Genomic DNA, 16,128 nt, shown 5'->3' with positions numbered 1-16,128 from the left:
AACTCTACTACTTAGGAATTTTATTACTATCTTTCAGCTGTTTACAAACTTCCAGATTCATTTTTACAAATCCGTCCCAGTCATACAAATGAGATAGATATTTCTCGTGATAATCTTCGATACGACAAATGATCGGACGCTGTTCGTAGATAGTACAAAGTAGACTTTTATCATCGAGATGACGACATGTGCCATCACCTCGGTCCAGAGAATTAGTATATTCGCTTAAATGGACATTTTTGCAACATTGGCCACAAGCTGTACATGGGAATGAGGTTTTAGACATATATTCTACTCTCAACTAGAGTGTGTCATCAATTGGTACAGTCATCTTAGTATAAGTTAACCAATCATTCCGTTTGTGTTATCCGCTTGCTTTTTATTCCTGTACGATTGATTTTTATTCCTGTGTGCTTGCTTTTTAGTGCCTCCTCACTTAGTTGATGACATAACTGTGGCTTTAACCCAGCTTTGTAATTTTTCAAAGCCACTAACTGTGTTAAAAGCGCTATTCTATAGTGATCTATATCAAGTTGAGAGTCGGGTCCATTCTCTATTTTAGAAAAACCATTATCGATACTAAAATTTATTTGAGTTAGTTTTGCAGAGGCACTACCGAACAGTCTGCCTTGCTCATCAAGAATTGGTGTATCAATAGCAACCTTAAGAACTTGAAGTATTTTTACATTGCGTAAAACTATCATTTTTGCAGCATCATTGTATTGTGAAAAGTCGGTTCCTTGTGTATCAATTACTTCTTCAAGTTTATTCAAGTTAAGACTTAGGTGTTTACATAAAGTAGAAATGATTGCCGTCGCTTTGTCAGCCACTGCTCTAATGCCGTTTGTTAATGCTACCGCTTTATCTATATCAGCCGCAAACTCTTTAGCTTTAGCAATGTTACTATGAGCATCATTCAACTTAGTTTTCGCTTTACTACCCATATACCAGCCAGCAATGAGCAGACCAGGCCCTGCTGTCAGAGCCTGAAGAGCCAGTACACCACCAGCAATACCCATACCGCCCGTGGCTAAAGACCCACCACCCAACCATGCGAGGGTTGCATTGGTTGCAGCTATACCACCAAATGAACTGATAGCTGTACCGGTACTTGCAGTTGCAAACATCATCGTACCATTATAGGCGCCAAAAGCAGTTAGAGCTCCTCCAAGAGCTCCACCGCCAACACCTAAACCAGAATCGATAACGAATGACAATTCTTGTTTAAGCTCTGCGAGTACGACATTGCTAAAATCTTTGGCGATTAAGTTGCCTAGATCACCACTATGTTGAAAATCGATATTTTTAATTTTCTCAAAAGTAGTTATGAAAGAGGTAATAACACCTGTGAAAGTTTCAGCTTTCTTTGCACCTAATGTCGCTAGAGATTCTTGACATTGTTCACGAGATCTCTCTAGATTACGTTCTGCTCGTTTTGCTATACCTTGAGCAGTAGCATTTGCTTCTGAAGATTTTTTATTATCATACAAAGCTTTGCCTGTTTTCCCTGCTCCTACTAAGCCTGCGGCTATACCGATTACTAATGGAATTGGCATGATATTTCCCTTTTGTTATATTTACTGACTAAATATTAAATATCAACAATTTTTTCAATAGATAAAAAATCTTTGATATGTTTGCTTTGTGTACATTGTTTTAAATGACTAATGGTTCGTCAGAGATCATAGCGGCTTCAAGTTCAGCCATATTCTTAATAGAAATTTTTGTCCCAAGTTCTTCAGCAAAGCGATTCATTCTTAAACAAAACTCTTCAGGATCAATGTCAGGTGAGTCTATAGCATCGAACATATCGTTACTGTATATTTCTAGCTCTTTAATACGGTAGGTAAATAATTCCTTAATTTTTAACTCATATTCTTTTGAAAGTAGTCTTGCGGCTTCACATTGCATTTCTATAAGCTGTCTACGTTCGGTTGATAACTTAGCATCTTTCAAAACACTGAAGAAGCTTTGATAAACTGTATTGGTCAGGGCGTAACCAACCATACCGCCAATTAATGCACCCAAAACTGGAATAGGTATGGCGACTTGACCAATAGCAGCAAACATAGAAGATGACATCATGCCAGTAACTGATAAACCAACTTCTTGAGCAAGCTCCGCTTCATTAAGCTCACCGATAGCATACTTCTTTATACTTTTACCCGTTGATAGGCAAGCGGTTACCACCATCGCTGGCATATTGCTTTTTGAGATATTACGTACTATTTCCTTTGACGACTGTGCCATGTAAGTTTTTATAGCAGTACCTGAAGCAGCTGTAGCATAGCCAGTGGCACCTGAAATCAAAGTGTCTTTACTTGTAGCCAATATAGCTTCTGAGAAATCTTTATTACCTGAGTAAACAGCTATAATATTACTTACAGCAGAAATAGAGCCACCAATAGCCACACCAAACTTTAAACCTTCAACACCAGCTCTATGACTTACCTTAGCGATATCCTTACGAACCATAGCTTTAGGGTCGAGCCTATATTTAATTGCTTCTTCAGTCGTTAATCCGGAATCCGTTATTTTCTTTTCTAAAGCTTCATAGTTCTTTGCTTGTTTTAATGCTTTATCGGCTAGCTCGGTTTTACCTAAACTTTTAAGAATCTCACTTTGCTCAGTAAGTTTCTGAGCTTCGCTTCGACATATGGCTTTCATCTCACTAACTTGTTCGGTTGGTACTTCAAGTTTATCAATGCTAAGATAACGTGAAAAATCTTTCGTTTTACCTTCTCCACAAGCGATACTTTTTAGTAGATTTTCTTTGTTCGTGACAAACTTCATCTGTGAAGTAATTTCGGTTTCATCTAACAACTCTACGATGTCAACTACACTATGATTCTTACCATAGCCTACAGTATCTTCACTTCTAGCAAAGCGAGGCGCTTCCTTATTGATAATAGCGTCAGCATTACGTTTTGAAACGCTGGCAACTTCAGCTGAATACCCTGCCTGCTGTTTTATGTTCTGTTCATAATAATCAGGATTTAATTTCCCTTCAGCTATACTTAGCAGGCTTCTATCAAATTCTTTAGCAGTTTCATGATCAATACCGCGAAGACCAGTTAAAAACTGACTACCTGCTGTACCATAACGTTGAATCAGTTCGTGCTCTGCGCTTGCGATTGCAATATTTCGTAAGTCAGAAGCCATACTTCCTTGCTGCTTATATTCCTTAACTACAGTATTCATTATCAACCTCTTAAATATCAGTTACTTCCCTTGATTTAATGGAAGCTAATAGTAAAACAGTCATCTCAATATTGCTTATGAAACCTTTCTACATAGACACATAGCTTTTTAAAACTTTCTCCATTTGCTCCTGAACAGTAGAGGGACTGATAATTTTGATATGGGGTAGCCAATATTGCACAATCGGTGTGACCTCACGTGGGTGTACCTGACGACAAGCCAGCAATAGATCGCCATTATCCAGCTTACGAATCAATTCTTGATTAGGTAGTAGGTCTCGTCGCTCAAAGTACCCTGCTACCTTAGCACTGACCTGCAATACAATCTCATTGATGTGATTATCAAAAAATAAGCTATCTGTGTTTATTAAACCTGCTTTAATTTGCTCATCACAGTCAAAGGTCTTGTCAGTGACACGCAGATTAGATATTTGGGTAAAACAAAAATTACGCGTTTGTGCATCATGTCTACCTATCACATACCAAATACCATTTTTGTTAAGCAGATGATAGGGTTCAAGATGATAGGATTTTTTCGCATTTTCACTATTTTGCTGTCTGACTTTTTGATAATCAAAAGTAATTATTCGGTAATCCCTAATGGCTTGATTGATGAGATTAAATTCTTGAGTTCGTGCTTGAATATTTTCATAGTCAAAACCTTTTATCACAATACTCTGATTTAGCTTGTCATAAAAAAACTGTCGGTCAATCTTAGGCAGTAGGTCTTGCACACTTGCAAAATTTGCGAAGCGTTTAATCTCAGTCAAGTTCAAATATCCAACTCGATTGGGTGATAGCTGATAAAAAACTGGACCTGAGTCACTAAAGTCCAGCATGGCTAAGCGCTCTTGAAAGTCACGTTTAAGCGTACGGGTACAGACTTGATAATCTCGGGTCAGCGTGTCAATGTTGAGACGCTCGCCGTTATTTAGCCGGATGATGATATCTGATAGCCGATAAGCCAAACGTTCGTGTTTTTTACTGCCCATCAACGTATACATCCTATTTTGTTGCTATATATTATTTTTTATTACACGATTGTAATTATCTGCTTTTATACATTGGTGTCAATAGAAATAAAACGAATATTCAGTAATTTGTATTATTGAGCCTACTTTGTTCTTGGTTTATGTTAGCAAGTATAAATAGCAGTAATGACAGGTTGTGTCTAATAATAGGTTAATCGCATTCAATAATGTAAAAATCACAAAAAAGCCCTCAACTAGTGAGGGCAATTATGGAGATATAAAGTACTTAGAGGAGAGAATTCTTAACTGATATTGCTATACTGATGCCTAAAATGAAAAAAAACTAACGACACCGATTGACGTATAGTGACTCTTATCTATAGATTTGCTACTACAACCATTTTATTATTGATTAAGTGAGCTATTCATCATGAGCTTCAATGAAGATTCCCGCGTAAAAATCCCAACAATCCTTCATTTGATGAAGCTAGGCTATCAATACTTATCGCTTAAAGATGCTAAATGGGACATCGACACCAACATTTTCCCTGAGCTGTTTCATGATTCCATGATACGAATAAATAAGGGTATTAAAGACGATGAGGTCAAACGCCTATTCGAAGATGTGAAGTTACTCTTAGACAATGAAGACTTAGGGAAAGCTTTTTTCGACAAGCTATCTGAGCGTTCAGGTACGAAGCTGATTGATTTTGAAAACTTTAATAATAATAGCTTTCATGTGGTTACGGAGCTGACCTGCAAAAATGGTGACGAAGAATTCCGTCCTGACATCACCTTGCTCATTAACGGCATGCCATTAGTATTTATAGAGGTCAAAAAGCCGCATAATCGAGAAGGTATTATCGCTGAGAGAAATCGTATCAATACACGATTTGAGAACCCTAAGTTCAAACGGTTCGTTAATATCACGCAGTTTATGATTTTTTCAAATAACATGGACTACGTGGATGGCGACCCTGAACCATTACGAGGGGCGTTTTACGCCAGTTCTTCTTACCATAAACCGATATTCAACTATTTCCGTGAAGAAGAGACGTTTAACTACACGTCATTACTAAAACCAATTACTGAAGCTGATGAGCTTAGAGTACTGAAGGATAACAACTTAGAAGTTATTCGAAATAGTTCAGAGTTTCAAACCAATAAGCAGCCAGAACGCCCTACCAATAGCATCTGTACCTCTCTACTCAGTCGTGAGCGGTTAGCATTTGTTTTGCGTTATGCGTTGGTTTACGTGAACGAGACTAAAGGGCTAGAAAAGCACATCATGCGTTATCCGCAGATATTTGCGACTAAGGCGATTGGTAACAAACTCGATGAAGGCGTTAGAAAAGGCATTATTTGGCATACACAAGGCAGCGGTAAAACTGCCTTGGCTTTTTATAATGTGCGCTTCCTAACAGATTATTTTCAAAAGCAACGAATAACACCTAAGTTTTATTTCATCGTTGATCGATTAGACTTACTACAACAAGCACAGCGCGAGTTTACAGCGCGTGGTCTAAGAGTTCGAACCGTTGACTCCAGAGATGATTTTGCCCGTGATATTAAGGCAACCAAAGCCATTCACAATGATGCAGGCGTACCTGAGATTACGGTGGTCAATATACACAAGTTTAAAGACGATCCTAACGTTGCTTCAACGAAGGACTATAACGTTGATATTCAGCGAATATACTTTTTAGATGAAGTACATCGTAGCTACAACCCTAAAGGCAGTTTCTTAGCGAACCTAAAAGAATCAGATCCTAATGCTATTAAGATCGGTTTAACAGGTACGCCGCTACTGGGTGATGACTATAACTCAAGAGCCTTGTTTGGTGATTATATCCATAAGTACTATTACAATGCTTCTATTGCTGATGGCTATACCCTGCGACTGATAAGAGAAGAGATATCTACCGAGTATAAACTTATCCTACAAGAAGCTCTTGCGAAAGCAAAGGTGTTGGTAGGTGATGTTAAGCGTGAGGATATATATTCTCATTCTTGTTTTGTTGAGCCTATGCTTGAATACATTGTCTCAGATTTTGAAAAAAGCCGTGGCGCGCTAAATGATGCAAGTATAGGCGGCATGGTCATTTGTGATAGCGCACAGCAAGCCAAGCATATGTTTGAGCTGTTTAATAAACTCTATGCTCAAGACGAAGCGGCTACTAACAATCAAGAGCCAGACTCCAATATTAAAACCTTGGCAGAGATACGTCATGCAGAGATAAAGGTTAAGTCTGCCCAGCTGATTTTGCATGATGTTGGTACTAAAGAAGAACGTAAGAACTGGGTAGAAGACTTTAAGGCTGGAAAGATAGACATTTTATTTGTGTACAACATGCTATTGACTGGTTTTGATGCTAAGCGTTTGAAGAAGCTATACCTTGGACGTATGGTTCGTGCACACAATCTCTTGCAGGCGCTCACTCGTGTGAACCGTACCTATAAAGATTTTAGATATGGCTATGTGGTTGATTTTGCAGATATTAGTAAAGAGTTTGATGCGACTAATAAAGCCTATTTTGAAGAACTACAATCGGAGTTTGGCGATGAGATGGAGAGTTACTCACATCTGTTTAAATCGCACGAAGAGATACAGCAGGAAATTGAGCATGTTAAGGATGTACTGTTTCTTTACGAGACGGATAACATGGAAGTATTTAGCGATCAAATTAGCCAGATTCAAGATAGAGAAACGATACTGAGCCTTAAAAAGGTACTGGCCGATGCTAGAAGTCTATATAATCTGGTTCGGCTCCAAGGTGACTACAGATTCTTAGAAGAGCTTGATTTCAATAAGTTAAACGTTCTTTACCGAGAGACCAGTCATCATCTTGATTTACTTAACACAAAGCAAAACCTAGAGCAGGGTATAGGCACAAGCAATTTACTCAACCAAGCCTTAGAGGATGTGATATTTAAGTTTACTAAAATAGGCGAAGAAGAACTGGTCTTAGCTGATGAGCTTAAAAGTACGCTACGTAAAACTCGTGAAGCAATGGCTAGTAACTTTGATCAACAAGATCCTAAGTTTATTAGCCTAAGAGAAGAGCTGGAACGAATCTTTCAAAAGAGAAAGCTTAGTGAAGTTTCACAAGAGCAGATGACTAAAAACATTGATGAGCTTACTAAGATTCATAAACGCATAAAAGAGCTCAACCGTATGAATGAGCAGATGCTACATAAATATAAAGGCGATGTTAAATATGCTCGCATACATAAGCGCCTGACTGAGCATCAGCAGACGGATATAAATAGCTCCGAACGTACCATACATGAAGCACTAATGGCCGTAAAAACCGATGCGGATGAAAAAGTACTTAATAGTAGTCAGATTATCGACAATGAAAGCTACTTTGAAGGGCAGATGATGCCCATCGTCATCAAACGTTTTATGAAAGACCACAAGATCAAATTAAAACCTGACAGCTCACGCTACATCAATAAGCTGGTTGTCTCAGAATACATTAATGAATATAACGTTGGAGCAAGACCATGGTAGAGCTTGAGTTTAAAGCGAAAACCCAAGAGTTAATCGATAGTTTAAAAAGTATTTGTGCCAATTACGGTCTAGGTAATGACGGTAATGAGTTCAAAATCATTACCCAAATATTCTTGTATAAGTTCCTAAACGATAAATTTGCTTATGAGGCTAAGAAAATAGATGAGGATGTCGCTAAAGCTAATAACTGGGAAAAGTCGCTTAGTGATATGAGTGAAGAAGACTATGAGATGCTACAGCTACAGATGAGCGCAGACACTGCTCGTTTGGAGCCTCAGCATTTTATTAGCTATCTATTCAGCCAGAGTAATGCGCCTGACTTTGCTAAGCTATTTGATGACACACTGATTGATATCGCCATTAAGAACAACGACATCTTTGCGGTAAAAACAGACGGTGGTGCAAAGGTCGTGCTATTTGATCGTCTCAGCCAATACATCGCTGATGAGTCTAAGCGTGATGACTTTTGCCGTGCTGTGATTAATAAGCTGATTGAGTTTAGCTTTGAGCGTATCTTTGATCAAAAGTTTGATTTTTATGCGGGTATTTTTGAGTACTTAATTAAAGACTATAACAGTAACTCGGGTGGTAAATATGCTGAGTATTTCACGCCACACGCAGTTGCTCGCATCATGGCTGAGATACTCGTGCCACAAGCGGAGCGTGGTACGGTAAGGGATGTCACCTGTTACGACCCTTCAGCAGGTTCAGGTACGTTATTGATGAATGTTGCCCATGCCATCGGTGAAGATCGCTGCACCATCTATACACAAGACATCTCGCAAAAATCATCGAACCTATTACGATTAAACCTGATTTTAAATAATTTAGTACACTCGATACCCAACGTCATTCAGGGCAATACCATTTATCATCCTTATCATAAAGATGATGAGAAGCTTAAGCAGTTTGACTATATCGTCTCTAATCCACCGTTTAAGCTCGACTTTAGCGACTATCGAGATGCGTTAGATAGCAAAGAAAACAAAGAACGCTTTTTTGCAGGTATTCCAAAGATTAAGCCTAAAAGTGCAGACAAGATGGAGATCTATCAGCTGTTCTTACAGCACATCATTGTTTCGCTTAAAAAGGGTGGTAAGGCAGCCGTAGTTGTACCTACTGGCTTTATCACTGCTCAGTCTGGTATCGATAAAAAAATTCGCCAAAAATTAGTAGATGAAAAGATGCTCGCTGGTGTAGTCTCCATGCCTTCTAATATTTTTGCTACCACTGGTACTAACGTATCAATCTTATTTATTGATGATAGTAATGATGGCAATGTCGTATTGATTGATGCATCTAATTTAGGTGAAAAAGTTAAAGAAGGTAAGAACCAAAAAACGGTATTGAGTGCTAAAGAAGAACAACAGATTGTTGATGTGTTTAATAATAAAGACCAAGTCGATGATTTGTCAGTAGCTGTCAGCTACGATGATATAAAGGCAAAAAATTATAGTTTTAGTGCAGGACAGTATTTCGAAGTGAAGATTGAATATACGGATATTACACCTGATCAATTCAAAGAAAAGATGCAGTGTTTCACTAATAATTTGGACAGCTTATTTGAGCAATCTAATGAGCTAGAAACTGATATTAAAAAGCAGTTGGCGGGTCTAAAATATGAATAAACTTTCTTTTTCGCAATTAGCGTATATTACAATGGGGCAGTCTCCTAACGGCGAATACTGTGGCATAAATATTGAAGGAGTTCCGCTCTTAAATGGTCCCGCAGAGTTTACTGAATTTGCTCCTGTTCCAGTTCAATACACTTCTGACCCGAAAAAAATGAGTAAAGTAGGAGACATTCTCTTTTGTGTTCGTGGGTCAACGACTGGGAGAATGAACTGGTCTAATCAGGAATATGCTATTGGGCGTGGACTAGCAGCTATAACTCATAAGGAAGGAAAGCAGTATAATCATTTTTTAAAATATCTGATTGAAAACTACCTTTCATCTTTATTAAATAATACTAACGGTTCAACGTTCCCAAATTTAACTAGTAGTTTATTGGCTGACTTCATTGTTGATGTTCCTGACTTACCAATTCAAAAAGAAATATCAAATATTCTAGCAAACATTGACAAAAAAATTGAACTCAACAACCAAATTAACGCTGAGTTAGAAGCTATGGCGAAAACGCTATATGACTACTGGTTTGTACAGTTTGACTTTCCTGATGCAAACGGCAAGCCTTACAAATCGTCTGGTGGTAAGATGGCTTATAACGAGACTTTGAAGCGTGAGATACCTGATGGATGGGAAGCAAAGGTCTTAGCTGATATTGCCACTACTGGTTCTGGAGGTACACCATTAAGCTCAAAGAAGGAGTATTACGCTAACGGTGATATTCCTTGGATAAATAGCGGTGAGTTAAATACCCCGTTTATTGTATCGACGAATAATTTCATTACGAAATTGGGTTTAGAAAAGTCTAGTGCAAAATTATTTAAAAAAAATACAATTCTAATGGCTATGTATGGAGCAACTGCTGGCAAAGTAAGTTTTATAGACTTTCCATCTACTACTAATCAAGCAATATGTGGTATTAACCCCATAGATCAACATATGAATGTATATTTGAAGTTTAACCTAGAAAGGCTTTATCAATACTTGGTTAATCTAAGTTCGGGTTCAGCTAGAGATAACTTGTCGCAAGATAAGATTAGAAACCTCGATATAGTTGTACCTAGTCATTATATTTTAAGTAAATTTGACGGTATAGTTCAAGGTAAAATGCAGCTGATTTTAAATAATATAAAACAGAATCAAGAGCTTGAGAAGCTTAGAGATTGGCTGCTTCCTATGCTGATGAATGGTCAGGTGACGGTAAAGCAGTAAGTGTCAACGTATTTTAAATGATAATCAGGGAAAGTATTATGGAGCTTGTAGCAAATATTTGGCCAATCATAGATCAAATGACGGGTGTCGTTCAGCGCTTTCTATTTAGAGCTTATGCTTTAGAAGCCAATGATGAGGAAATAAGTACTGTTCTTAATATACTCGCTCGTTCTGACTATCGAACGGCACAGGTAGTAAAGATTCCTGATAATTACAAGCTTAGCTCTGAGCATGGGACGATGTCTGGGGCTGTGGAAGCACCTTTATTTAATCAATATATGCATAGCATTTTAGAGGACACATTAATAGCTGCTGAAAAGTCCTTTGCTAATATGAATAACTATGGAATAGGCGTAGATGGCCCACTAATCCCTGAAGCCTTAACATTTCCAGCAGAGCCCTATTTTGTGACAACCTACCTTATAGAGCTACCTAGTGGTGAGCTGATACCGCATATAAAAGCAGGTTAGCTGAGCTTCGAAACTGGGTAGTGCCTATGCTGATGAATGGTCAGATGACAGTAAATCAATAAAGTCATACAGGAGTCAATTTGATGATAGAAGAATCATGGTTTAATCGTCACCATCAAGACGCGATCTATAGCAAATACGAGAACTATTATCATTTATTTGAAGCGTTATTACATCCAGATGGCCATGGGTTTTTGAGTTACCAGCTAAAGGGCAAGTCATTTTCGGCATATGAACTTGAGCTAATATTGATGCTACGTCAAACCTTTGATATAGATCGGTCAGATAATGACAACATAATAAATAGCTTTAACCAACTGGCTGAACGGTTTCAGCAATTAGAGCACGATGTAGCTGACTGTGATTATCTTTTTGTTCAAGCATATATAGCGCTTATATGTGACCAGGCTAAAGATTACTCTATTGCTAGACATCTTAGAAAGAGAACTCAAAATAATCTAACTCAGTTAGCGCAATTCTCTGTTGATATGGCTAAGTTCTATAGCAATAGAAGCACCCAGTATAATGATATTTGTTTGCCTCATATAGCATTAGAAGAGTATGTAGAAAAGCGGAATCAGAATTTATATGAGCTACTGTATTCGCTAGGTAGCCTATCTTTAGCATCTAAAGATAATTTAGTTGAAAAAATTGTTAGTACTATAAAGAAGGAATACCTTCAACAGTCGTCATTAGATGACGATGGTTTTGCTAACCTGTATGAGTATTTGGGTTATATAGATTATCATGGTGGCGACCACTTTTTGTACCAGATAGCAATTGATGAACTGGATAATGATATTCATTGTGAAGTGTCTCATCTTTCATTGCCTGATTTGTTTACCCTTCTTGAAGATGAAATTCACGACATTATTGACAATAGTGATTCGCAAGATTTAAGTGATTGGAACATATTAGAGTCATATATAAAAGAGACTCATGAGTTTGACCAATTGTTACAAGAAATAAAAAAAGAGTTTATGCGCGGTGTGCCTGAATATTTTCCTGAATGATAAGTTTAAATGAGACATGACAAATAGTTGTTTGCAGTAAAGAAAGCCCCTCAGCGAACAGCTAAAGGGCTTTCTGATGCGTAGCTATAGACTATACTTGAGGTTATAAAAAATATTATTAGCAGTGCTGTATCAAGCCTACGTTCTCTCAACTATATTTCATATTATCTGAGAAAGTGTAAACTTATAAATAGTTTATTTTTAATTAATAAAGTTATATTGCTTGAATGTTACCAATCAGTTATATTCATATTATCGAAATATTTCTAAATAAACTAAATGTATTAGTGATAAGTGATGAAACTACTTTGCTACTTGAAAGCTGATTCAACTATCAGATAGGAAGTTTTATGATTTTTTTGAACAAAATAGCGATTGGCTTAACCTTGATGTTTGTAACTGCAGCTTCTGCTAACGCTTATTCTGCTAGAGCTTACTCAACTGAAGGACAAGACTTCGCAATAATTACAGTTTATGAGAATTCACATGGTGCTAGTCTTAGTGATTATGGAAAATCAACTGTATGGGAAGCCAGTTTAAGTGAAGTGATTTCATATAACAAAAGAACGAAAAGACCTGAAATAGTAGACATTATTGTACAAACATATGGTTATGACGATAGATGGAATTATGCTGCACGGATTAACTGTGTTGAACCAGCTAAATCCTACATTAAAGAGCATGGTAATCCTAAAAATAAAACTAGTTTCAAGAAAGCTATGCAACTTGATTATGGTAATCCATTTTTTATAGAAAGGAAGGCTGTTGAAGGTATATTCTCTAACTACTGCTAATTATGACTCATCTATTATCAAGTCAGGATACTTCAAATAAAAATACATAAAGTCGTAAGGATATGAACTTGGGATTTTCAAAAAAACTAATAATTGTGCTTTTATCAACAGCCTCTATTTTAAGTGCTAATCAGACCTCAGCACGGCCAACAACAGATAAAATGACAATCTGCTATGGTGTAGATAAACAAGATAATATGTCTTTTAAGACACCTTGTATGGCAAGTGACTGGGGAGGGGCTGGATTAAGTGTTCTTACGTATCGAATAAATGGTAAAGATTATGATATTGAAAGTTCTAACGATGGTGACTTCCTCAATGGGAAAGCATATACGACTTATTTAAGAGATGCTTTTTTTAGTCGTGTTCCTGATAGTAGTAACGTATATACTTACTATTGTTATAAATCAACGGCAGCTCATTTTTGTTCTCAACAGAATAACAATTGATTAATTTGGCTTGATAGTAGAGTGTTTGTGAGATTGTCTGAGAGCTATGTTCAAGGTGACACTTATAATACTCTAAGAAATACTTACCAATTAAGATTATATATTCACGTATTTTCTTGAGTTTATATCATTCACAGCTAGCAGGTTGAGTAAAATATTTTTCTCAGAATTAATTAGCAAAAAAATAAGCCGCTCTACGTGGCTTATTTTTTTATCGTTGCTCAATGAACTCGGGCAGCTATCTTGCTCTCAATCCACTCAGCCACCTCGCTTTCAACCCATGCTACACGTCCCTTTGATAGCTTGACCTGAATAGGGAAAGTGGGGTCATAACGATTCGATCTTTTATCAAGCATGTCATAGATCGTCGTGCTACTAAGCCCTGTATAATGTATGACTTGCTTTAGCGGAAGCATGCGAGGTATTTGTGGCATGCTTGGCGTTGAGGTGTTTTGCTGAGTGTTTACGTTTAAGTTTTCCATGATTATCTCCTTGTAAGTGAATGAGAGCATCACCTCTCATATACTTACCGAGTCCCATATTTTTTTATGGCGTCCTATGCCGTCCAACGACTGTCCTTAGACAAAACAATAAAAAAGGAGCTGAATAATCAGCTCCTTTTTTATGCCTTATATCCTTACCACTGCTTTAACTTATAGCTGTCACACTCTCCCTTAGACTTCTTTCGATATTACCGACATTGTAGGGAGCAATACCATTTTGGGGCCCTCCTTGATGACTACTGTTAGCTTCATCTGTCTCTACTGGATAAAACTCTTCTGCCACATCCAATAGATTATCGCTATCAACCTCAAAGCAAGAATTGACGTAGCCTTGCTTAGCAGCTATCTCTAACGCTGCTTGGTCAAAACCATGTTCACTTAACTCGGCATCAATAGCCCCCGCATCTTGTACTGCTTGCTTCAAAGTCACGTCATCACGTAGCGTTAAATCCACAAAGTAGATAGGCGTACGATAGCTTTGCGTGGTACTTTTGCCTCTTAGTGTTAATTGCAGTGGCAAGCATGAGAGCTTGTTGCCTGACACCGCAGCAAAGTAGCTTAGTCTTGCCGCAAGCGTTCTAATACTATTAAAGCCTGTGGTGCGAAAGATAAACGTGCCTAGCTCATCGTCTTCACTAAGATTCACGTAGAGCCTCCCATAGGGCTTACAAGCACCCCCTTGCGCTAGTGGGCAGCGATCGGGTGATGGGCATGGCAGCTGCTCAACACCGTTGCTGGTTCGGCGCTGGCAATGTTCGCCATCGCCTACGCAAAGTGGGCGTCCAGTCTGCCTATCAAATAGCGTGTATTCAGCTCTTAGGTTCAGCTCAGGATCATTGAACAGCAGTCGTACTGGTATTTGTCTTAGCTTACCGTCATTATTCGCACGAAGTTTTTCATCAAGTGGATGATTAATCCAGCCATCCTTATTTTGGATTTGGCTAGTGATGGTGAATTGGTCATCTTTAGCAGGGAGACGCTTGCCGTCTTTGTGAACGACTTTACCGATGCTAATGCGACCGAGTACTGGCGGGGTTATCGTGAGACCTTTAATCATGGTTATATTCCTTGTGTGTTTAATAAAATGTGTTTAGCCATAAAAAAGCCCACCTGTGATAGGTGGGCGGTTATGTGCTTGCTTTGATTAATTAGCTTTGACTGATTGTTTATTGTGTTGATGATTGAGTGATATTTAGCTTAGTCATTAAGTACAACAAAGCGACGACTGCCTTGCTTTGTTTTACTAAATTGAGTGAGTAAGTCAGGATGTGCCTTGATAACCGCTTTACTATCAAGACCGATACTGTCTTTAGAGCGCTTCCATGAAATAGCGCCTTTATTGAAGATCGCCACCTCATTATCTTTGATAAGCGTTTGTAGCTGATGCTTAATTTGGTCATGACGTTGCTCTAGCTCCTCAATAGACATGCGATGATTAAGCAACTTATCAAACAGCTTGTTAGCACCTTCATCGTCTCGCAAATCAACTTTACTTGACGGCTTAGGCTTTGGATAAAGCTGCTTTAATGCTCGCGCTGCTGACTCGCTATGGTCAGGGGTTGGTGGTGTGTCGGTCTCTACATACTGCCAAAACAGACGCTCGTGCCATAGAATGCTATTAATCAGCTGCTCATCACGCTCAACCTTGTATATTTTGGCTTCATGTCCGCATAGCAGCACGCAGATATGCGCCGCGCTTTTACCTGTGACCGCTAGCTGATGCTGCACTTGGCAAGTCACATAGAGCGGTACGCCATGCTTCCAAAGCTTAGCACCATGCTCCCCTGCTGTTTTGCACTCTAGTATCTGTACCTCATCATTGCCTGTTACTGCATAATCTAAATTGGCTAGCATAAAGTGCTTGTCAGGGTCGGCGTGTTGCAAGACGGCATTTACCCGACGAACTTTATTACCTGTATGCTCTTGGTAGTATTTAGCGACCATTGGTTCAAGCGTATTACCCCAGTACAATGGAGAGTAACCCTCAATGCCGTTATTACTACTGGCATCAATGTTTGAGGTCATGCGTCCCGTCTTAATCATCCATAGCTCAAGCATAGAAAGGTAGGGATGAATACCGCAGGCAGCGGCAGCATCAGAGCTACCAACACCTTGCTTTCGAACGGCTAACCAGTCTTCACGGCTCAAGCCCTTGGTGCTGACAAGACGTTTAGCGTTGGTTGATTGAGTCGATGGCACCAAAGACGTTGGGTGCTCAATGTTGGCTTTCGTGTTTGAAGGTAGGCGCGTTGTTTTTGCTTTAACAGTTGAACGCTTTGCGCGTCTTGGCTGAGTGGTTGTGTTTAATGCGATGGTTTCCATAATAAATTCCTTATAAATGGCTTAATGAATTAAGGTGGCTGGTTAAATAATGGA

Annotated in this window: 14 protein-coding genes; 7 read left to right on the top strand and 7 right to left on the bottom strand. The window is 38.5% G+C overall.

Features of this window, described 5'->3' with window-relative positions; translation table 11 throughout:
- Positions 1–7: 7 nt before the first annotated feature.
- The 4 genes from JMX83_RS07160 to JMX83_RS07145 all read right to left on the bottom strand — a co-directional run bounded on the left by JMX83_RS07160 (position 8) and on the right by JMX83_RS07145 (position 4,192).
- A complete protein-coding gene (locus JMX83_RS07160; RefSeq protein ID WP_201600080.1) occupies positions 8–286 on the bottom strand; it encodes a YkgJ family cysteine cluster protein in 279 nt (92 codons plus the stop codon).
- Positions 287–350: 64 nt separating this feature from the next.
- Positions 351–1,556, bottom strand: a complete 1,206-nt coding sequence (locus JMX83_RS07155) for a hypothetical protein (protein WP_201600078.1) — start codon at positions 1,554–1,556, stop codon at positions 351–353.
- 100 nt (positions 1,557–1,656) lie between these two features.
- Complete coding sequence (locus tag JMX83_RS07150; RefSeq protein ID WP_201600076.1) at positions 1,657–3,201, bottom strand: hypothetical protein; 1,545 nt, start codon at positions 3,199–3,201, stop codon at positions 1,657–1,659.
- 88 nt (positions 3,202–3,289) lie between these two features.
- Positions 3,290–4,192 carry a helix-turn-helix transcriptional regulator gene (locus JMX83_RS07145; protein ID WP_201600073.1) on the bottom strand — a complete coding sequence of 301 codons (903 nt, stop codon included), beginning with the start codon at positions 4,190–4,192 and terminating at the stop codon, positions 3,290–3,292.
- A gap of 409 nt (positions 4,193–4,601) precedes the next feature.
- Between JMX83_RS07145 and JMX83_RS07140 the strand changes: the two genes are divergently transcribed.
- The 7 genes from JMX83_RS07140 to JMX83_RS07110 all read left to right on the top strand — a co-directional run bounded on the left by JMX83_RS07140 (position 4,602) and on the right by JMX83_RS07110 (position 13,249).
- Entirely contained in the window at positions 4,602–7,685 is a 3,084-nt protein-coding gene (locus JMX83_RS07140) for a type I restriction endonuclease subunit R (protein ID WP_201600070.1), read from the top strand.
- Positions 7,679–9,313 carry an HsdM family class I SAM-dependent methyltransferase gene (locus JMX83_RS07135; protein WP_201600066.1) on the top strand — a complete coding sequence of 545 codons (1,635 nt, stop codon included), beginning with the start codon at positions 7,679–7,681 and terminating at the stop codon, positions 9,311–9,313. The genes JMX83_RS07140 and JMX83_RS07135 overlap by 7 nt, the downstream gene beginning before the upstream one ends.
- A complete protein-coding gene (locus tag JMX83_RS07130) occupies positions 9,306–10,523 on the top strand; it encodes a restriction endonuclease subunit S (protein WP_201600063.1) in 1,218 nt (405 codons plus the stop codon). The genes JMX83_RS07135 and JMX83_RS07130 overlap by 8 nt, the downstream gene beginning before the upstream one ends.
- A gap of 38 nt (positions 10,524–10,561) precedes the next feature.
- Complete coding sequence (locus JMX83_RS07125) at positions 10,562–10,993, top strand: hypothetical protein (protein WP_201600060.1); 432 nt, start codon at positions 10,562–10,564, stop codon at positions 10,991–10,993.
- A gap of 83 nt (positions 10,994–11,076) precedes the next feature.
- Positions 11,077–12,006, top strand: a complete 930-nt coding sequence (locus tag JMX83_RS07120; RefSeq protein ID WP_201600058.1) for a hypothetical protein — start codon at positions 11,077–11,079, stop codon at positions 12,004–12,006.
- Positions 12,007–12,356: 350 nt separating this feature from the next.
- The gene (locus JMX83_RS07115) at positions 12,357–12,800 is read left to right on the top strand and encodes a hypothetical protein (RefSeq protein WP_201600056.1); all 444 of its coding nucleotides are present in this window, start codon (positions 12,357–12,359) and stop codon (positions 12,798–12,800) included.
- Positions 12,801–12,868: 68 nt separating this feature from the next.
- Positions 12,869–13,249 carry a hypothetical protein gene (locus tag JMX83_RS07110; protein WP_201600054.1) on the top strand — a complete coding sequence of 127 codons (381 nt, stop codon included), beginning with the start codon at positions 12,869–12,871 and terminating at the stop codon, positions 13,247–13,249.
- Between the two features lie 221 nt (positions 13,250–13,470).
- On the opposite strand, the gene JMX83_RS07105 is transcribed toward JMX83_RS07110, so the two are convergent.
- The 3 genes from JMX83_RS07105 to JMX83_RS07095 form a co-directional block, all read right to left on the bottom strand.
- On the bottom strand, positions 13,471–13,731 hold the full coding sequence (locus tag JMX83_RS07105; RefSeq protein ID WP_227675775.1) for a helix-turn-helix transcriptional regulator: 261 nt from the start codon (positions 13,729–13,731) through the stop codon (positions 13,471–13,473).
- Positions 13,732–13,897: 166 nt separating this feature from the next.
- Positions 13,898–14,809: a recombination directionality factor gene (locus JMX83_RS07100; protein ID WP_201600051.1), complete on the bottom strand. Its 912-nt coding sequence runs from the start codon at positions 14,807–14,809 to the stop codon at positions 13,898–13,900.
- 140 nt (positions 14,810–14,949) lie between these two features.
- Positions 14,950–16,074 carry a YqaJ viral recombinase family nuclease gene (locus JMX83_RS07095; protein ID WP_201600049.1) on the bottom strand — a complete coding sequence of 375 codons (1,125 nt, stop codon included), beginning with the start codon at positions 16,072–16,074 and terminating at the stop codon, positions 14,950–14,952.
- Positions 16,075–16,128 lie beyond the last annotated feature (54 nt).

The sequence above is a fragment of the Psychrobacter piscatorii genome (genome assembly GCF_904846415.1).
Lineage (GTDB): Bacteria > Pseudomonadota > Gammaproteobacteria > Pseudomonadales > Moraxellaceae > Psychrobacter > Psychrobacter piscatorii.
This window is presented reverse-complemented; position numbering and strand designations above follow the sequence as displayed.